The sequence below is a fragment of the Streptomyces sp. PU-14G genome (genome assembly GCF_041028275.1).
Lineage (GTDB): Bacteria > Actinomycetota > Actinomycetes > Streptomycetales > Streptomycetaceae > Streptomyces.
This window is the reverse complement of sequence record NZ_JASKYT010000064.1, coordinates 1-17339: the sequence shown is the minus strand read 5'-3', so window position 1 is coordinate 17339 and position 17339 is coordinate 1. Positions and strand designations below refer to the sequence as shown.

General features: G+C 70.5%; 16 protein-coding genes, 1 tRNA gene and 2 pseudogenes. 8 read left to right on the top strand and 11 right to left on the bottom strand.

The features are described from left to right. Window positions 1-524 precede the first annotated feature (524 nt). Together AB8Z75_RS10835 and AB8Z75_RS10830 are read right to left on the bottom strand one after the other, a co-directional pair. A complete protein-coding gene (locus AB8Z75_RS10835) occupies window positions 525-1100 on the bottom strand; it encodes a hypothetical protein (protein WP_369201245.1) in 576 nt (191 codons plus the stop codon). A 27-nt stretch (window positions 1101-1127) separates the two neighbouring features. After that, window positions 1128-1913 (bottom strand): hypothetical protein, encoded by a 786-nt coding sequence (locus AB8Z75_RS10830; RefSeq protein WP_369201244.1) that lies wholly within the window; start codon window positions 1911-1913, stop codon window positions 1128-1130. 158 nt (window positions 1914-2071) lie between these two features. Between AB8Z75_RS10830 and AB8Z75_RS10825 the strand changes: the two genes are divergently transcribed. From AB8Z75_RS10825 to AB8Z75_RS10815, 3 genes and pseudogenes are all read left to right on the top strand, one after another. Then, window positions 2072-2230: a hypothetical protein gene (locus tag AB8Z75_RS10825; protein ID WP_369201243.1), complete on the top strand. Its 159-nt coding sequence runs from the start codon at window positions 2072-2074 to the stop codon at window positions 2228-2230. Between the two features lie 340 nt (window positions 2231-2570). Continuing rightward, a pseudogene (locus AB8Z75_RS10820) lies at window positions 2571-2837 on the top strand (site-specific integrase); the annotation flags it as partial. A gap of 38 nt (window positions 2838-2875) precedes the next feature. Continuing rightward, the gene (locus AB8Z75_RS10815; RefSeq protein ID WP_369201242.1) at window positions 2876-3163 is read left to right on the top strand and encodes a tyrosine-type recombinase/integrase; all 288 of its coding nucleotides are present in this window, start codon (window positions 2876-2878) and stop codon (window positions 3161-3163) included. Window positions 3164-3298: 135 nt separating this feature from the next. Here AB8Z75_RS10815 and AB8Z75_RS10810 read toward each other — a convergent pair. Further along, window positions 3299-3375: transfer RNA gene (locus AB8Z75_RS10810), tRNA-Pro, on the bottom strand. A 310-nt stretch (window positions 3376-3685) separates the two neighbouring features. Here AB8Z75_RS10810 and AB8Z75_RS10805 point away from each other — a divergent pair. Then, complete coding sequence (locus AB8Z75_RS10805) at window positions 3686-5041, top strand: NAD(P)/FAD-dependent oxidoreductase (protein WP_369201241.1); 1356 nt, start codon at window positions 3686-3688, stop codon at window positions 5039-5041. A 245-nt stretch (window positions 5042-5286) separates the two neighbouring features. Here the strand turns inward: AB8Z75_RS10805 and AB8Z75_RS10800 are convergent, their stop codons facing one another. From AB8Z75_RS10800 to AB8Z75_RS10790, 3 genes and pseudogenes are all read right to left on the bottom strand, one after another. Further along, entirely contained in the window at window positions 5287-6588 is a 1302-nt protein-coding gene (locus tag AB8Z75_RS10800; RefSeq protein WP_369201240.1) for an erythromycin esterase family protein, read from the bottom strand. Window positions 6589-6790: 202 nt separating this feature from the next. Beyond that, a pseudogene (locus AB8Z75_RS10795) lies at window positions 6791-7032 on the bottom strand (antibiotic acetyltransferase); the annotation flags it as partial. A gap of 85 nt (window positions 7033-7117) precedes the next feature. Next, window positions 7118-7504: a VOC family protein gene (locus AB8Z75_RS10790; protein WP_369201239.1), complete on the bottom strand. Its 387-nt coding sequence runs from the start codon at window positions 7502-7504 to the stop codon at window positions 7118-7120. 340 nt (window positions 7505-7844) lie between these two features. On the opposite strand from AB8Z75_RS10790, the gene AB8Z75_RS10785 reads away from it, so the two are divergent. Continuing rightward, window positions 7845-8498, top strand: coding sequence for a TetR/AcrR family transcriptional regulator (locus tag AB8Z75_RS10785; protein ID WP_369201238.1), 654 nt, complete (start codon window positions 7845-7847; stop codon window positions 8496-8498). A gap of 25 nt (window positions 8499-8523) precedes the next feature. Here AB8Z75_RS10785 and AB8Z75_RS10780 read toward each other — a convergent pair whose 3' ends face one another. Together AB8Z75_RS10780 and AB8Z75_RS10775 are read right to left on the bottom strand one after the other, a co-directional pair. Then, the gene (locus tag AB8Z75_RS10780) at window positions 8524-9186 is read right to left on the bottom strand and encodes a class I SAM-dependent methyltransferase (RefSeq protein WP_369201237.1); all 663 of its coding nucleotides are present in this window, start codon (window positions 9184-9186) and stop codon (window positions 8524-8526) included. 209 nt (window positions 9187-9395) lie between these two features. Beyond that, window positions 9396-10862, bottom strand: a complete 1467-nt coding sequence (locus AB8Z75_RS10775) for a lipase maturation factor family protein (protein WP_369201250.1) — start codon at window positions 10860-10862, stop codon at window positions 9396-9398. Between the two features lie 260 nt (window positions 10863-11122). Between AB8Z75_RS10775 and AB8Z75_RS10770 the strand changes: the two genes are divergently transcribed. The 3 genes from AB8Z75_RS10770 (at window position 11123) to AB8Z75_RS10760 (ending at window position 14404) form a co-directional block, all read left to right on the top strand. Continuing rightward, window positions 11123-12319, top strand: a complete 1197-nt coding sequence (locus AB8Z75_RS10770) for an FAD-dependent monooxygenase (protein WP_369201236.1) — start codon at window positions 11123-11125, stop codon at window positions 12317-12319. Between the two features lie 79 nt (window positions 12320-12398). Further along, on the top strand, window positions 12399-13076 hold the full coding sequence (locus tag AB8Z75_RS10765) for a response regulator (protein WP_369201235.1): 678 nt from the start codon (window positions 12399-12401) through the stop codon (window positions 13074-13076). Between the two features lie 272 nt (window positions 13077-13348). Further along, complete coding sequence (locus tag AB8Z75_RS10760) at window positions 13349-14404, top strand: MsnO8 family LLM class oxidoreductase (protein WP_369201234.1); 1056 nt, start codon at window positions 13349-13351, stop codon at window positions 14402-14404. A 101-nt stretch (window positions 14405-14505) separates the two neighbouring features. Here the strand turns inward: AB8Z75_RS10760 and AB8Z75_RS10755 are convergent, their stop codons facing one another. The 3 genes from AB8Z75_RS10755 to AB8Z75_RS10745 form a co-directional block, all read right to left on the bottom strand. Beyond that, window positions 14506-15963, bottom strand: a complete 1458-nt coding sequence (locus AB8Z75_RS10755) for an acyl-CoA synthetase (RefSeq protein ID WP_369201233.1) — start codon at window positions 15961-15963, stop codon at window positions 14506-14508. A 140-nt stretch (window positions 15964-16103) separates the two neighbouring features. After that, window positions 16104-16871: a hypothetical protein gene (locus AB8Z75_RS10750; protein WP_369201232.1), complete on the bottom strand. Its 768-nt coding sequence runs from the start codon at window positions 16869-16871 to the stop codon at window positions 16104-16106. A 126-nt stretch (window positions 16872-16997) separates the two neighbouring features. Next, entirely contained in the window at window positions 16998-17129 is a 132-nt protein-coding gene (locus tag AB8Z75_RS10745; RefSeq protein WP_369201231.1) for a hypothetical protein, read from the bottom strand. Window positions 17130-17339 lie beyond the last annotated feature (210 nt).

The window sequence follows — 17339 nt, the reverse complement described above, 5'->3', positions numbered from 1 at the left end:
CGGAGCCGCAGGTACGCGCTGAGCCACTCCGGCCCCGACTGTTCCGGTACCGGTCAGCGGCCCCGGGGAGGACTGGACGTTGGTGTCTGGCCTGCGGGTTTCGCTGGACGGCGGGAGTGTAGCGGGACTCCGAGCGTGGAGGGGCGGTCTCGCGGAGACCGCCCCTCGATCGTGTGACAGCGGCGTACGACTGCTTGGCCTCGTCGGCGTCAGTGGGACCAGCTAACCGGGTCCCGGCGGCACCTCAAGGCTTCCGGGCAATGATGCCCGACCGGCAACCGCGCGGTTGCCGCCCTGTCCGGCAAGCCCCTGCCCAGGCGGCCGGGCTGCCGGGGATCCGACCTTGTGCGGTCACGTACGACGCGCCTGTGTCCAGCAGCGATGGACGCCTGCGCTGTGCCCGGTGGCCGAAGTTCACCCCGGCGGTGCGGCTGTCAGGGGCGTTGTTCCATTCTTCCGTCGCCGCCTCGACGACGGAGGCCCAGACAGAGGGGGCAAGTTGAGCTTGTTCGCCTTGTCGTTCATCACGCGATCCCTGACGTCACGACGCGCAGTCCACGCGTCGGCTGCTGATTGAGGAGTTCTGCCAGGTCGGCAAGAGATGCCTGCAGGTCCGCTACGCTGCGGCGCATCTCGTCGTCCGCCACGGCAGTTTCCTTCTCAAGGTCGATGCCATGAGTTTCCTTCTCAAGGCCGATGCCATGAATCGCTTGGGCGGTCCGATGCATGGCTGCGTGAAAGTGTGCCCGGGTCTCGTTCGCCGAGATCTCGGGGTTGCTGGCAAGGGACTCGACGACCAGCTTCTGGACGTCCTCGTACGCACGGTCAGCCCACTCGGGAGATGCCCCCTCCGCTTCGAGCTGCTGCGGGTGCCGGCTCGCCTCCTGCCTCGCACGGCCAGGAACCTCGATCACCTGCCCTGCCGGTGTCTTCGCCGTGCCGTCCTCAACCACCTGCTGGACGTAGTTGAGCCGTTCAGCCTTGCGAGACTCCGCTGCCACCGCCCTCTTCAAGGTGCCGTCCTGAGCCACCGCAGCCAGTACGGCGGCCTGCACGTCAGGCCGACTGCTGACCTGCTCGACGATCTTGGCCGGCGTCATCGCCGTCGCACTGTTGGGAATCGGCGTTTATCCGAGCGCTGCCCGGAACCGCTCGCCCGTCAGTCGGGAGAGATTCGCCTTCTCACAGGCTTCCATCTCCTCAACAAGGCACTCCCACCTCGCGGAAGGCGGCAGCGGCGAGCACCCTCTGTTCTTGACCACTTCACGCAACACGCTCCATGAATACGTGACGCCCGAGGCCGCGAGCCGCTCCGAAACGGGAGAGTGGTCCAACCCCACCGCGACGTCTCGATAGTCACACGCGGTCGCGTACTCCAAGCCCGTCCGTCGAGCCAGCTCCTTCAGCCGCGCTACCTGGACGAGCCTGCCGTCAGGATGGTCCTTCGGTGTCATTTCGTGAAGGCGACGCCCGACCGCCAGCCGGTCATCGAGCTGTGCACGCGTGTGGCGATCGCTTCGACCAGTCAACGCAACGACGAACTGGACGTCTTCCTCGGCGAACTCCCGGCCCGCACACAGTTCGACCCATTCGTTTTCTTGTGTCATTTTGTTCCCGTCTCGCCCTCTGAATGAAGACAAGGCGGAAATCTGTTGCGAGCCTCTGACAGTCACCAATGGGACGCGCAATCGCGAGCCTGGCGTCACGCGGAAGCAGAGCGCCGCCGACTTCGGCGTCCACCCGATCACCCTGTCGAAGTGGCTGCGCCGCGTCGAGACCGACGAGGTCACCAAACCCGCAACGGCATCGGGTGAGCCGGCCGAGTAGCGCGAGGCCCGCAAGCGGATCCGGCTGCTGCCCTGAGTCCTGAAGGTTGATCCCGTGATCGGGGCGGCCCATCCCACGGATTGCATGACGCCTCTTCCGACGACCGTCGCGCTGGGCACACTGCCGCCGTGAGGAGCTGAGACTGCCTGCGGCGCCGCGTCGGCTGGCGAGCGGTTCCGCACAGGGCCGCGAGACAAGGAATCGGCGCAGGCCAAAGGCTTATGGCGGGGCGGGTGATCGCGGGGTGATCGCAGAGTTCCGGGGGTTCTCCCGCCGGGGAGAGGCTCAGGCAGCGCTGCGCCGCTTCCTGGAAGGGGAAGACGCCGGGTTCCGCGCCGGTCCGCACGAGACGGTGGCCGAGTACCTTCGCAGCTGGCTGGCGGCGAAAGAGCTGAGCCACTGAGCCCGAAGCAGGCCACCTATGCACGTTACCGCGACGACGTGTACGCCGACCTGCTTCCCCACTTGGGTGAGGTGCGGCTGGATGATCTCCGATACGGGCACATTGCTGGGTTTGTACACACCCAGCCGGCGCGTGGGCGGGGAGAGTCACGGTGCATCGGTGTCTGGTTACGCTCTCCAGCGCTCTGGGCGAGGCGGTGCGCCAGCACCGGCTGAGCCACAACCCGGCGCGGCCGACGACCATCCCTCGGCCGGCGTCGGCTGAGCGGCGGATCTGGACGACGGCCGAGACCGCTCGGTTCCTGGACTATTGCCATGCACATGTCTAGATCGCGGATCTGGTGGAACTTTTCATCGGGACCGGGATCCGCAAGGGGGAAGCCTTGGGGCTGCACTGGGCGGAGGTGAACTTGGACGAGGGCGTGCTGCGGGTGCGGTGGACCTTGTCGGCTATCGACAACAATCGGCTGGTCTTGGCGGAGCCTAAGACTCCTGCCAGCCGCAGCTGGGTCGCCCTCTCCGGTCGCGTCACCCAGGCCCTCAAGCGCCGAGCCGCGGCGGGGGAGTCACCGGGTGGGCTGGTCTTCCACCGTACCGATGGGCCTCCGCTGCATGCGGCGTACATCCTCATCCACTTCCACCGGCTGTGTGCACAGGTTGGGGTCCGCACGACACACTGCACGACTTGCGGCACCTGGCCGCGACCATCTCCATCACGGAAGGCGTGCCACTGGTGGTCGTCTCCAAGACCCTGCGCCACTCCATGCTCTCGACCACAGCCAAGATCTACAGCCATCTGACCAGCCAGGCGGCTCGCCAAGCAGTTGACCAGATCAGCCGCGGCCTCGACCACGCCGGACAACCCACCCGCCGGCTCCCGGAGGATGCGACCACTTCGCGACCTCCACCGGCCGACGCGCCCCCAACCCGCTGATGGAGCATGCCAGTCAGCCGATAGCCGTGCCAGGGATGGAGGAGCTGCGACCACCATGCGATCACCACCCCGGAACGCAAAGAAAGGCCACCCCCGCCTTCCGGCGGAAGTGGCCTATGCGACCTGCGAAAACGCTGGTCGGGACGGCGGGATTTGAACCCACGACCCCTTGACCCCCAGTCAAGTGCGCTACCAAACTGCGCCACGTCCCGGTGCTCGCTCGGTTCGGGGCTTTCCCCTCGCCGCTCGCGCACAAAGAACAATACAGCACTTCAGGGGGTGCTCGCCCCCACCCCCTCTCCGTCCGGATCCGGCGGCGGCAAGATCGCCAGTGCGCCGCCCGGACCCGGAGCGGGGAAGACCGAACGGCCCGGTCGTCCGGTGGCAGGCGGACGGCAGCGGGGCCGGCGGGAGCCGCGGCGGGGTTTCGCCGAGGCTCCGCGGGGAACTCCGGCTGTTCGCGACAGACGGCCGGAGCCGCCGGAAGGCACCGGCCTCGCTCCAGGGGAGGAGGTCTCGGCTGTGAGCCGGTCCCGCATTGTGATCGTCGGAGCTGGATTCGCCGGGTACCAGGCGGCGCGGACCCTCTCGCGCACGCTTCGTGGCGCGGTGGAGATCGTGCTGGTGAACCCCAACGACTACTTCCTCTACATGCCACTTCTGCCAGAGGTCGCCTCCGGCATGCTCGAGCCGCGCCGCGTGTCCGTCTCGCTCGCCGGGACGCTGCCTCGGGTGCGGCTCGTCCTCGGCGAGGTGGACGGTGTCGACTTCGAACAGCGCCGCCTCCGGTACGTCGACCCCGAGGGCCGTGCGTCGCAGCTCGACTACGACCGGTTGCTGCTGACCGTCGGCAGCGTCAACAAACTGCTGCCGATCCCCGGCGTCGCCGAGCACGCACACGGCTTCCGCGGCATGCCGGAGGCCCTGTACCTGCGGGACCACGTCAACCGTCAGATCGCGTTGGCGGCCGGGGCGGACGAGGAGCAGGAAGCGGAGGCCCGCCGTACGTTCGTGGTCGTCGGAGCCGGTTACACCGGCACGGAGGTCGCGGCCCACGGCAAGATGTTCACGGACTCGCTGGCCCGGCAGCACAGCCGCAACGGGGCGTGCGAAGACGGGCCTCCCGCGGATCGCCGTCGCCGGACGAAGGACGCCGGACGGTCGCGCTGGATGCTCCTGGACATCGCCCCGCGCATTCTGCCCGAGCTGGATCAGCGGCTCTCGGACACCGCGCACAAGGTGCTGCGCAAACGTGGCGTCGACGTCCGGACGGGAACCTCGGTCAAGGAGGCCACCAGCGAGGGCGTGCTGCTGGACGACGGCGAGTTCGTGCCGACCCGTTCCCTGATCTGGTGCGTGGGCGTGCGCCCCGACCCGCTCGTGCAGGATCTGGGTCTGGAGACGCAACAGGGCCGGCTCGTGGTCGACGAGTACCTCCGTGTGCCCGGCCGCCCAGAGGTCATGGCGTGCGGCGACGCCGCCGCGGTGCCCGACCTGACCAGGCCGGGAGAGATCACGCCGATGACGGCGCAGCACGCCGTACGGCAGGGGAAGACAGCGGGGCGCAACCTGGCCGCTTCGTTCGGTTACGGCGCTTCCCGGCCGTACAAGCACCATGATCTCGGCTTCATGGTGGACCTGGGTGGGGTCCAGGCGGCGGCGAATCCGCTGCGCGTGCCTCTCTCGGGCCCGCTCGCCAACCTGGTGACGCGCGGCTACCACCTGGCGTCCATGCCGGGGAACCGGGTTCGCGTACTGGCGGACTGGGCGCTGGACGCGGTGCTGCCCCGGCAGGCGGCACAACTGGGGCTCGTGCGCTCGTGGTCGGTGCCGCTGGAGTCCTCCTCGCCCGAGGTCGCCCGGGTGCCAACGCCCTGACTGCTGCCCGCCGGTGCCGACATCGACGCCGGCGGGCAGCCAGGCCTTCGCGATCGCGTAGGCGGGCCAGTTTGACCACGTTCCCACGTTCACTCTTGTGGGTGGCCGAGTTGTCCACAACCGGCGGGTTGTCCACGGAAAACGACGCCGCCGGCCACGTGCGGGCATCTGGAGCTAGTTTTCGGTCATGCCGGTCGATGTGTGGCGCCCGGGGCGGCCTGGCCTCGCCCGGCCTGGTAGCGGGTTCATGAGTCGTGGAGGGTGTTGGTGACGGTGGAGGTCGGGGTGCACAGGACGGCGTCGAACGCATCGAGGACAGAGGTGTGCAGGTAGGAGCCCTGTAGTCGGATGCGGTCGGGCCAGGTGCCGAGGTCGGCGTCGGTGGCCGCCGCCGCGGGGCGGGCCTGGCGCAGGTCGGCGATGCTGAGGCCGAGATCCGCCGCAGCGAAGGCGGCTTCGACGCTGCCCTGCTCGGGCGGTTGCAGTGCGGTGTTGTCGACGGTGAACCCGAACGGTGCCGTCTCGTCGCGGCGCATGTCCGCGGTGTGCCCAGCGATGCTGGTCAGGCCGAGGGCGAGGTACTGGTCGCCGAGAAACCGGTGGAGGTGCTGCCCCACCGGCAACGCCGTCAGCCGGCCGTCGAAGGAGATCGAAGTCTTGTGGAGGTGAGCGTTGTGGGAGGCCAAGACGATCCGGGTTCCGGGCTCGTACCGCTTGATGTGCCACATGAGTGACTCGGCCATGTACAGCTCGCGTGCGGAGGTGTCGGCGGTCAGACCGCGCCCGGCGAACAGGTCGGCCATGGCGCGGAAGGTGTAGTCCCCGGCGCAGGCGCCTTCGAGGCCTCGCAGGGCGATGTCGTAGCTGTGCTGATCGCTGCGTGAGACGTAGAGCGGCTCGACCGAGCGGAACCGGATCAGCAGACGTGTGAGCAGCGCGCTGAGTGCGTCCTGTTCGGCGGTGGGCAGGCGTGCCCAGGCGGGTGCCGCGTCGGCTGCGGAGCCGCCCGCGAACGACTCGGCGATCCGCACGGCCGCCTCCACCACCGGCAGGGACTCGGAGTCGACCTGTCGCAGATAGTCCGTGACCGGGCCGAGTGCGGGGAGCAGCGACCCTCCGGCGGCGGGGATGTCGATTCCGGCGAAGCGAACCGGCTGCTCGGCGGCGCGGTTGTAGCGGCGCATCCAGCGCAGCGGCCCGGCCACTCCCACGGGGATCGTGGAGTCGAGATGCGCGGACAGGTCTTCGTCGTCTCCCTCACCCCTGGCCCAGGCATCGAGCGGAAATCCTTCGCTGAAGCCGTATTCGAAGGCCAGGACGGTGAAACCGCACTGTTCGACCAGGAAACGCAGGATGCGCTGGCGCAGGTGGGCGAACTCGTCGATGAAGTGGGAGTTCTCGCCGATGCCGACGACGCGCGCCGTGCCGATCAGATCGCGTAGGGGCTCCAGGTCGTCGAACGGCGCTTCGGGGGCGAGGTGGGTGAGTGGGCTGGCGTGGTCGCGCAGCCAGTCGGTGAACGAGGCGGGGTGGGGCGCAAGTGGCATGAGTGCTGGCTCGCTTCCTGGCGGTTGGCRGTTGGTGGTTGGCGGTTGGCGAGGGGCGGTTGGCGGTTTGGCGGCTGGGGCGCTGATGCTAGGGGTCCGGGGTCCTCCCGGGCGGGCCCATCCGGGGAAGGCCCCGGACGGGCCCGCCCGGGGAAGGTGCCACTGGCTTGTAGGGGTGAGGGACAGGTATGCGGGGTGCCCGCAAGAGGCGCGCGATGTCCGCGTCGCTGTAGCGGCAGCGGATGAGCTTGGCCGGGTTGCCGCCGACGATCCCGCAGCCGGGCACGTCGTCCACGGCGACGGAACCGGAGGCGATGATCGCGCCGTGTCGATCCGTACGCCCGGCATCACCAACGAGCGGTAGCCGAACCCGAACCACACGTCGTCGCCGACGACCGTGTCGCCCCGTCCGGGCAGACCCGTGATCAGGCCGAAGTGCTCGGCGTCGTGGCCGGCCAGGTCAGGTGCCCGGCTCCTCGGCGTCGGACGGGAGCCTTCGGGCTGGAGCCGGGGCTGCGGCGGCGACCGTTCAGGGACGCTCCGTGGCCCACTCGACGAACTGGACGATGACGCCGTTGGGGTCCGTGATCTGAAAGAGCCGCTCCCCCCACGGTTCCTCGCGCAGCGGCATGGTGATCTCCACTCCCTCGGCGCGCAGCCGCTTCTCCTCGGCCTCGATGCCGGTGACGGTGAAGGCGAGAATTATCCCGGTGGCGTGCCGGTCACGCTGGTGGGCGGGAAGCACCTGGATGCCGCGGGCGAGCAGGACGATGTCGGCAGCTGCGTCCGAGCGTGCCAGGGAGGCGAAGCCGTCGGCCGCGGCCTGTTCGGTGTAGCCGAGGTGGGTGGTGAAGAACTCCTGCGAGGCGGCTACGTCTTCGACGGTGAGCGAAACGGTCGTCGTGGTGACCTGCACAGCGGATCTCCTCAGGAGCTCGGGCGGACGGGCGGGGCAAGGCAGGGGTGCGTCAGTACGGCTGCCGCCCCAGCAGGTTGCGGACCCGCGGGTGCAGGCGCGTAGTCGCGGGCGGTGTCGATGTGGCGGGAAGACGGTCTCCGCGGGGGCGCACCAGGCGCGTGGGACCGCGAGCGGGCAGGGCTGCCCAGGGCCATGCCGGGGACGGGGGTCGGGCTGGCGCGCGAGGGGTTCGGCCTGGGAAGAGTCCGTTCACCTGGGGGATCTTGCTACCGACGTAAAAATAGCCATGGCGCTAAGGGGTGTCAACATAAAAATACTACGGGGGTAAGTTTGTGCCATGGCCACCCACACCACACCGCCGTCTCCGCAGCCGGGCCTGCGTGAGACGAAGAAGCAGGAGAGCCGACAGCTCATCTCCGATGCCGCCACCCGGCTGTTTCTCGCCCAGGGCTTCGAACAGACCACCATCGCCGAGATCGCCGCTGCCGCGCGGGTGGCGAAGAAGACGGTCACCAACTACTTCCCACGCAAGGAAGACCTGGCCTTGGACCACCAGGACGCCTTCACCGCCTCCCTGGGCCGCGTGGTGTCCGACCGGCGGCCGGGTGAGTCGGCCCTGGCCGCCCTGCGGCGCGCCTTCACCGACGCGGTCGCGGCAGCCGACCCGGTCGCCGGATTCTCCGGGCCCGACTTCGCGCGCATGATCGCTGACAGCGCCATTCTGGCGAACCGGCTGCGCGAACTGCACGAGCTGCGGGAAGCCGCTCTGGCGGAGGCGCTCGCCGCGGCCACCGGCGCTGCCACCGACGACATCGGCGTACGCACCGCCGCCGGACTGCTCAGTACGGTCCACCGCATCCTCTTCGACCGCATCCAGCGCCTCACCCTTGCCGGAGAGGACGAGGCGCGAATCCGCGCCGAGGTCGCGGCAGCCGCCGAGGTCGCGTTTGGCCTCTTGGAGCCCTCCCTCGCCGACTACGCCGCCGGCTGAGTGATGTCCGGTCCGGTCATCGCGGTCATCGGGGCAGCATCTGGGTGACGCGCCACAGGCGGCGGGGAAGGTCGCCCTCCTCGAAGGGGTGCACCTCGTTCAGGGCCCAGTCGTCGGCGAGGGCGTCCACCAAGGCGTGGTCGAAGAAGTGGACGGCGAAGCCGCCGTGCTCCCAGATGCCGTCGCCGTGGGCGGTGCCGGCGCCGTAGTGCGCGTCGCCGGTGTGCCGGACGGTGTAGACGAGGGTGCCGCCGGGCCGCAGGACGCGGCGGATCTCGCCGATGGCCGCGTGGATCTCCCGCGTGGACAGGGCCATGCAGAGCAGCATGTGCGCGAAGACCGCGTCTACGGAGTCGTCCGGCAGCGGCAGCGGGTCGCGTACGTCGTGCACGGCGGTGGTGACCTGCCGGGCCACCCCCTCCTGGTGGGCTCTCTCACGCAGTTGCTCCAGCCCGGTGGGGCTGAAGTCGGTGGCCTGCACGGTGAACCCCTCGCGGGCGAGGAACAGGGCGTCGCGGCCGTGTCCGGCGCCGAGCTCCAGCACGTCCCGGGCCCCGGCCGTGCGGAAGACGCCGGCCGCGTGGACGGCCGGGGCGGAGGGCTGTTCGCCGTACATGCCGGGGTGGGCGGTGTAGGTGTCCTGCCAGTGCCGCTGCTGGCTCTCGGCCAGCTCCTGCTCGTCCGCCACGGTCTGCGTCCTCCTGCTCGTGCCGGTCCTCCTGCTCGTCCGCCACGGTCTGCGTCCTTCTGCTCGTGCCCGTCCTTCTGCTCGGGTCCGACCTCCTGCTCGTGCCCGGGGGCAGCTTAGACGTGCCGTCGTGGTGGCTGGCCAGTGGTCACGTGGAGCGCACCTGCTCGCGGCCATACCGGCTTGGCCAGGCCGGCCCGCCCCATTGCTCATGCGCCGGGCCCCCGGCCTCCTCGGCCAGGAGGGCTGCCCAGCTCCCCAGAGACGTGGACGGGCGGCAGAAACTCGCGCACAAAGGTGCGGTGCCACCACGCACCGGTCTCCCGTCGCTCCTGAGGCGTTGTGAAGCGGTAGCGGTACAGCAGAGCCCGCACATGCGTGGGCGGGTGTTCGGGGAACGGGTTGGTACGCAGCAGTCGAAGGGTCGGCCGGTCGTTGACCAGCAGGCGCTCCACCAGAGGCTCGAACCAGCCCCGCGTGTAAGCGGGGGAGAGCGCGGCGAACCACATCTGCCAGTCGAGACGGAGGTGGTACGGGGCGAACTGGCGCGGCAGACGGCGCACGTTGCCCGGCTTGCCCTTGAACTCGTACTCGCGCCACTCGGTGTCGGCGGTGAGCCGCTCGTCGTCGGTTCCCTCCAGCACGATCTCCTGGCGCACGCGCGTCACGCTGCCGAAGGCTCCGTACGTGTTGACCAGGTGCAGGGCGTTGAACGACCGGTTCATCTGCTGCTTCCGGCTCACCAGGTTCCGGGCGGGCCAGTAGCTGAGCACCACGATCAGCAGCGCCGCCACGCACACCACGAGCGCGAACCACAGCGGAGCCGGCCCGTAGGAGGGCGTACCGCTGAGGGCGGACGTGTCGACGGCTGCGAAGGCGAGGACGATCGTCAGCCAGTTCAGCCACGAGAAGTTGCCCGACAGGACAAGCCAGAGCTGTGTGAGGATGATCAGGCCCGCGGCAACACTGGCGACCGGCTGCGGAAAGAAGAGCCCGAACGGGACGATGAGCTGGGCCACGTGGTTGGCGGCCACCTCGATGCGGTGCAACGGCCGGGAGAGGTGATGGAAATACCAGCTCAGCGGGGAGGGCATGGGTTGGGTCTCGTGGTGGTAGTACAGGCAGGTCAGGTCGCGCCAGCACTGGTCACCACGCCATTTGATCAGCCCTGCCCCGAACTCCACGCGGAACAGCAGCCACCGCATCAGCCACAGCGTCAGCACCGGGGGCGCGGTCCGCGCGTTACCCAGGAAGATCGCCAGAAAGCCCGCCTCCAGCAGCAGCGATTCCCAGCCGAACCCGTAGAAGATCTGACCTACGTTGACGAACGAGAGGTACAGGACCCACAGCAGTGCCCACATCACCATCGACGCCCACAGGGGCACCGCGTCCGCGGCCCCCGCCACCACGGCGGCGGCCAGGGCGACCCCGCCCCAGGCACACGCCCCCGTGACCCGGTCGTCGCACCGCCAGTGGAAGAGGCTCGGCGAAGCCCGGAAGGGCACGCGTCGCACGAAAGAGGCGGCGGGCAGCAGCCCGTTCTGCCCCAGCAGCGCCCGGAACTGCATGGCCGCCGAGAAGAAGGCGACGAGGTACACGGCAGCCAGGGCGCGCTGGAGAACCAGCCGGCTCAGCTCGTATCCGGACGCGGAGAACCACGGCGTGAACCACTCCATGGCGGCCATGAGTACCACCCGGGCCGCGCCCCCACGCCTGGCGTCGGCCCCTCGGGGCCGACGGAGCCGGAGAAGTCCGCGGGTGCGGGCACGCAACCCCATGGCCCCTGTACGGGGTCCCTTCGGGGGAGCAGGACGCCAGGGCGGGTCCGCGGGGAGCGGCGAGAGGACCGGGGAAAGCGGCGCGAGGGCGGGGGAAACCGGCGCGAGGGCCGACGCACGAAACGGCACGGAGATCCGAGCACGAAACAGGAGACGCCATGACGCACGCGCTCATCATCGGCGGCGGTATCGCGGGAGCCACGACGGCGCTGTCGCTGGACAGGGCCGGGATCAGCTCCACCGTCCACGAGGCGTACCCGTCCGGTGCCGAGGACGCGGGTGCGTTCCTCGTCCTGTTCAACAACGGTCTCGAAGCGCTCCGAACCGTCGGGGCCCACCAGGCCGTGCTCGGGGTCTCCTTTCCCGCTGAACGCGTGGAGATGATGTCGCATACGGGCGACAGCATGGGGATACGTCCGGTCTCCGGCGGCGGTGCGGCCGGCGAGGAAGGCATGCTCGGCCCCCGTACCCTGCGGCGTGCGACGCTCTACCGGGCACTGCACGACGAGGCGGCGCGCCGTGGGGTGACCATCGAACACGGCAAGCGGCTCGTGACCGCCGACACCGCCCCCGACGGGCGCGTGACGGCCCGCTTCGCCGACGGCACCAGCGCCGAGGGGGACCTGCTCGTGGGGGCTGACGGGCTCCACTCGGTGACCCGCACCCTCATCGATCCGGAAGCGCCGGCGCCTCGCCACACGGGGCAGATCACCGTGTGCGGTTATGCTCCGCACGTCGCACCGGAGGCAGCCCCCGCACCCGGTACCTACCGGATGATCCAGGGCAAACGCGCTTTTCTCGGCTGCACCGTGGCGCCCGATGGCGAGGTGTGGTGGTTCGCCAACACCCCCGGTGGCGAGCTCGACCGTGGCCAGCCGGCCACCGCCGAACCCGGGCAGGACGCTCGCTGGCGCGACCACGTCGTCGGCCTCTTCGCCGACGACGCCTCGCCCGCCGCCGAGATCGTGCGGGCCAGCGGAGAGGGGACCGTCGCCACCCATGCCTACGACCTGGCAAGCACCCCCGTCTGGTCGCGAAGCTCCATGGTGGTGATCGGTGACGCGGCGCACGCGGCAGCGCCCAACGCCGCCCAGGGCGCTTCCATGGCGATCGAGGACAGTGTGGTGCTGGCCAAGTGCCTGCGGGACCTGCCCACGGTGGCGACCGCCTTCGCCCGTTTCGAGTCGCTGCGCCGCGAGCGGGTGGAAGCCGTCGTCGCGCGCAGCGCACGCCTCAACGACAGAGTCGTCCCCCGTCCTGCGGCGCGGCAGGAGGGGACACCCCGGCAGGAGGGCTCGGGCAGCGACTGGCTGCTGCGGTACCGCATCGACTGGGACACCCCTGTCACGGCGTGAGAGCTCAGGCGCACACCCGCTCCGCCCTCGCCCGCAGGCGCGGCTGGGGAGCGCTCCGCCGGGTGGCTACCGTATGCGTATGACCATCCGCGTGCTTCTCGTCGACGACGACGCCCTCGTGCGGGCCGGTCTCCGGCTGATGCTCGGGGGTACCCCCGACATCGAGATCGTGGGTGAGGCGGCGGACGGCGGCCAGGTTGTCCGACTCGTCGAGGAGCAACGTCCGCACGTGGTCCTGATGGACATCCGGATGCCGACCGTGGACGGTCTCACGGCCACTGAGACGCTCCGTCGAGGGAACCGGCCGCCCGAGGTCGTCGTGCTCACCACCTTCCACGCCGACGCCCAGGTGCTCCGCGCGCTGAGGGCCGGTGCCGCGGGGTTCCTCCTCAAGGACACCCCTCCGGCGGAGATTCTCGCCGCCGTACGGAAGGTGGCCTCGGGGGAGCCCGTGCTCTCGCCCGCCGTCACCCGGCAACTCATCCAGCACGTCACCCCCGCCGGGTACGACAGCCGCCGCGTCCGCGCCCGGAAGGCCCTCACCGTGCTCGGAGAGCGGGAGAGCGAGGTCGCCCTCGGCGTCGGGCGGGGGCAGACGAACGCCGAGATCGCGGGGTCGCTCTACATGAGTGTGCCGACGGTCAAGACGCATGTGTCCCGCATCCTGACCAAACTCGACCTCAACAACCGTGTGCAGGTGGCCCTCCTCGTCCACGATGCCGGACTGCTGGAGGAGGCCGGAACGAGCGACGAGTGAGGCCCGGGAACCAGCGCACCGGCTACGGCGCCGGGCCGCTGGGTCCGCCACGGCGCTGGGCCGCTGGCCCGCTACTGCGCTGGGCCGCTGGGCCCGCTACGGCGCTGGGCGCTGGGCCGCTGGGTCCGCTACGGCGCTGGGCCGCCACGGCGCTGGGCCGCTGGGTCCGATATGGCGCTGGGCCACTACGGCGCTGGGCCGCTGGGCCGGCCGCGCGCCGCGTCATCGGGGCCTCGGGAATCCGTGGCGCGCTCGCAGGCGTTGCACCGGGTGTGACTTCATCGCGTCGGTTTCCGGTTCCGCTGTCCGTCCTGGACCGTTCCCTCGTCCGTGAGGGCGAGCATCCCGGGCAGGCACTGCGGGACACCGTGCGCTTCGCGCAGCAGGCGGAGAAGCTGGGCTACCTGCGCTTTTGGGTGTCCGAGCACCATGCCGTCCCCGGGATCGCGGGCTCGGCGCCGTCCGTCCTGGCGGCGGCCGTGGCCTCGGCCACCTCCCGCATCCGGGTGGGCACGGGAGGCGTGATGCTGCCGAACCACCAGCCGCTGGTGGTGGCGGAGCAGTTCGGGGTGCTGGAGTCGCTCTTCCCCGGCCGGATCGACATGGGACTGGGGCGCTCCGTCGGCTTCACCGATGGCGTCCGCAAGGCGCTGCGCGTCGGCAAAGACGCCGCGGAGGGCTTCAGCGCACAGATATCCGAGCTGCTCGGCTACTTCGACGGCTCAGGGCCGGTGCACGCACGTCCCGCCGAGGGGCTGCGTGTGCCGCCGTTCGTGCTCGCCGTCGGCTCCGGCGCGGCCGTGGCGGCGGAACACGGTCTGCCGCTGGTGATCGGCGCCGCGCGCGAGGAGAGCCGGACGCGGGAGGCCGTGGAGACCTACCGCAGTACGTTCCGGCCGCGCGATGACGCGGGCCGGACGGGGACGGGGCAGGGGCGGGGCCCGCGGGGCGTGGCCCCGGCCCCCTACGTCGTTGTCGCGGTGAACGCGGCCGTCGCGGCGAGCCGCGAGGAAGCCGAGCCCCTCCAGGTCCCTGAGGCATGGTCGACCGCCGTCTCCCGCACCCGGGGCACCTTCACCCCGTTGCTCCCTCCGCGGGAAGTCCTCAGCCGCACCATGAGTGCGAAGGAGCGTGCCGCTTTCGAGCAGGCACGGCTGTCGCAGCTGCGGGGCACGGCCGCCGAGGTGACCGAGGCCTTGGCCGAGCTCGCCGAGCGGACGGAGGCCGACGAGGTGCTGCTGACACTCAACACCTACGAACCGGCCGACCGCTTCGACTCCTACCGGCGCCTGGCCGAGGCCGCCGGACTGGCCCCGGGGCCGGGCTGACGCCGCGACGGGGCGTCACCCCGGGCCCGGACTGACGCCGCGGCGGGGGCGTCCCCTCGCGGCCTGTTACCGGTCCTCCCCGGTGCGCCCGGGGCGCGACCTCAGCCCTGCTGTCCCGGCAGTTCCCTCTTGAGCACTTTGCCCATGTCGTTGCGCGGCAGGGCATCCAGGAAGCGGACCTCGCGGGGACGCTTGTGCGGTGCCAGCTGACCGGCCACCAGGTCTGTCAGTTCGCCCTGGTGCGGGGGCTGCTGCGGCGAGGCCGGGACGATCCAGGCGACGATGCGCTCACCGAGGTCCTCGTCCGGTTCCCCCGTGACGGCGGCCTCTGCGACGGCGGGGTGGCCCAGCAGCACGTTCTCGATCTCCCCGGCCCCGATCTTGTATCCGCCACTCTTGATCAGGTCGGTGGCCTTCCGGCCGACGAGGCGTACCGAGCCGTCCGCGTCCCGGGTCGCCATGTCGCCGGTACGGAACCAGCCGCCGTCGAAGGCCTCGGTCGTGGCGTCAGGACGGCCCAGATACTCGGTGAACAGGTTCGGGCCACGGACCTGGAGCTCGCCCACCGTCTCGGTGTCCTCCACGGGGATGCGCTCCCCGGAATCGTCCATGAGCCGGATGTCCACGTCCCGAAGGGGGAGACCGACGGTGCCGGGCCGGGAGGTGCCGCCGGGCCGCACACTGGTGTTCATCAGCGTCTCGGTCATCCCGTAGCGTTCGATCACCCGCTGACCGGTGGCCGCCGTCAGCCGCTCGTGGTCGTGCAGTGGCAGTGCGGCGGACCCGGACACCAGCAGTCGCGTCCCTGCCAGTGCCCGCACCAGGTCGGGCTCGCTCGCGCAGGCGTCGGCGAGGCGGTGGTACATCGTCGGAACGCCGAACAGCATGGTGCCACCGTCGGCCAACTCCCGGGCCACTCCTTGGGTGGTGAAACGCCCCAGGTGGCGCAGGCTGCCGCCGCGGCGCAGCGGGCCGAGCACGCCGAGAATCAGGCCGTGCACGTGGAACAACGGCAGACCGTGCACCAGCACGTCGTCAGCTGTCCACCCCCAGGCCTCCTCCAGCGCGTCCAGGTTGCTGGCGAGCGCGCGCCGGGAGAGCACGACACCCTTGGGCGGGCCTGTCGTGCCGGAGGTGTAGACGATGAGCGCAGCCGCCTCGGCGTTGGGCTCGGTGGGGGGAATCGGGCTGGCCCCCAGGGCCTCCTCGCTCAGGTCGATGTCGGCGCGCAGCATCGACCCGAGAGGTTCGGGAAGCTCCGCTCCGGGCTCGGCCAGCACCGTTCCCGGCGCGCTGTCGGTGACGATGTGCGTCAGCTCGCTCTCGCCGCTCTTGGGGTTCACCGGTACGACGGGCACGCCGGCGAGCAGCCCGGCGACCACAGCGACGGCCGTCTCCAGGCTGGGCGTCGCCCAGACGGCCACCGGGGCACCGGGCTCCAGGCGGGCCGCCAGACCGCTCGCGGCGGCGGAGAGCTGGCGGTAGCTGAGCGCTCGCTCGCCGAAGCGCAGCGCCGTGTGCAAGGACGCCGTGTGCAGCGCGGGGAAGAGCAAGGACACCCGGGACTCCTTCGTGATCGCTCGCCTGTGAGTACGGCCAGCATCTCACCTGCCCGCGGCCCCGCGGCCTGCCCGGGTCCCGGCCGAGCCGACGGCAGGGACCCGGGAGCGGCGGGTCGGAGTGGGGCGCGGGACCCGTCTCATGATCCGGTCGCGTGGGGGAAGAGCGAGGTGAACGCTTGCGTGGGTTCCTCCAGACCCCGTGCGAAGGGTGCGTCGAAGTGCCAGACCAGGAAGAGCAGGAAGGCGATCAGCGCGCTGAAGATGCCGGCCAGCACCAGTTCCCTGCCCGAACGCTGGATCTGGAGGGCGAAGAGCATGCCGACCGAGACGATGGCACCCGCGTACAGACCGATCCACACGACTCCCGGCATCGTCGGCTCGGCACTGTCCCCCCGGGCGTTCCGTGCGGAGTCCGCCTCGGCCACCTGATCGACGACCGCCTGGTACGACTGGGCCTGCTGCATGGTCTTGGGTTCGTAGTCGGTGACGTCCTCGCGCAGTTGGCCGAGCATCCGGTCGCCCCGGGCGGTGAGTTCGCCGTGCTCGACCATGTGCGGCCACTCGGTCTTCACGGCGTAGCGCACATAGGTGTCGATGTCTTCCCGTACGCGTTCCCGCTCGGCCGCCGGGTACGTCCTGACCCGTTCGTGCACCTCGTGCAGTGCCTGCGCCTCCTGCGTGACGGTCGCGTCGGCCGCGTTGCGTTCCTCCCAGACACCCGCGATGGCCAGACCCAGCACGATCGCGTAGACGACGCCGATCATCATGGTCATGTACTCGATGACGTCCGGTGTCTCGGACGTGTCCTGGTCGTCGTCGGGGCGCCGGCGTCTGATGAGGACGACTGCGACGACCACCAGACATGCGGCGAGCAGGCCGAGGAGCAGAACGAGCCAGTCGGACAACTGGGCCTCCAGGTGCGCGGAGAGACGTATGTGCGTGGGATGGATGGAGCTGGTGGCAGTGCCCTCGTAAGCGTGTGCGGCAGCGCGTGTCGGCGCGCGAGCGCGGACCGAGGGGACCGAGGAGGGTCAGCCGCCGCCGGTAGCGTTGCCGGACGCCCCGGGGGCCGCCTGCCGGGCGCTGTTCGTACGAGGGCGCAGGGCGGCTGCCGCGAGCACCGCGGGAGCGATGATCAGCAGGGTGCGGGTGACCATCGACATGGAGCCACCCGGCTGTTGCCCGTCGGGGGAGACGTGACGCGGGGCCGCGGCAAGGCTGCGGGAAGGTGACGGCTCCGGCGAGGTGGGCCTGGGCTCTTCCGAGGGCGTCGGCGAAGGGCGTTCGGGGGGCCGGAGCGGAGGTGGCGCGTGTTCGGCTGGCGCCGCCTCCCTGGGTGGCGGCGCAGCTGGGGGCCTCGGAGTCGTCGGTGC

Bases quoted from the DNA above. Each gene is read 5' to 3' on its own strand.
- AB8Z75_RS10835 (WP_369201245.1), bottom strand. From the start codon at position 1,100: ATGACGCCGGCCAAGATCGTCGAGCAGGTCAGCAGTCGGCCTGACGTG.
- AB8Z75_RS10830 (WP_369201244.1), bottom strand. From the start codon at position 1,913: ATGCAATCCGTGGGATGGGCCGCCCCGATCACGGGATCAACCTTCAGG.
- AB8Z75_RS10800 (WP_369201240.1), bottom strand. From the start codon at position 6,588: ATGCCACTTGCGCCCCACCCCGCCTCGTTCACCGACTGGCTGCGCGAC.
- AB8Z75_RS10785 (WP_369201238.1), top strand. From the start codon at position 7,845: ATGGCCACCCACACCACACCGCCGTCTCCGCAGCCGGGCCTGCGTGAG.
- AB8Z75_RS10775 (WP_369201250.1), bottom strand. From the start codon at position 10,862: ATGGAGTGGTTCACGCCGTGGTTCTCCGCGTCCGGATACGAGCTGAGC.
- AB8Z75_RS10770 (WP_369201236.1), top strand. From the start codon at position 11,123: ATGACGCACGCGCTCATCATCGGCGGCGGTATCGCGGGAGCCACGACG.
- AB8Z75_RS10765 (WP_369201235.1), top strand. From the start codon at position 12,399: ATGACCATCCGCGTGCTTCTCGTCGACGACGACGCCCTCGTGCGGGCC.
- AB8Z75_RS10745 (WP_369201231.1), bottom strand. From the start codon at position 17,129: ATGTCGATGGTCACCCGCACCCTGCTGATCATCGCTCCCGCGGTGCTC.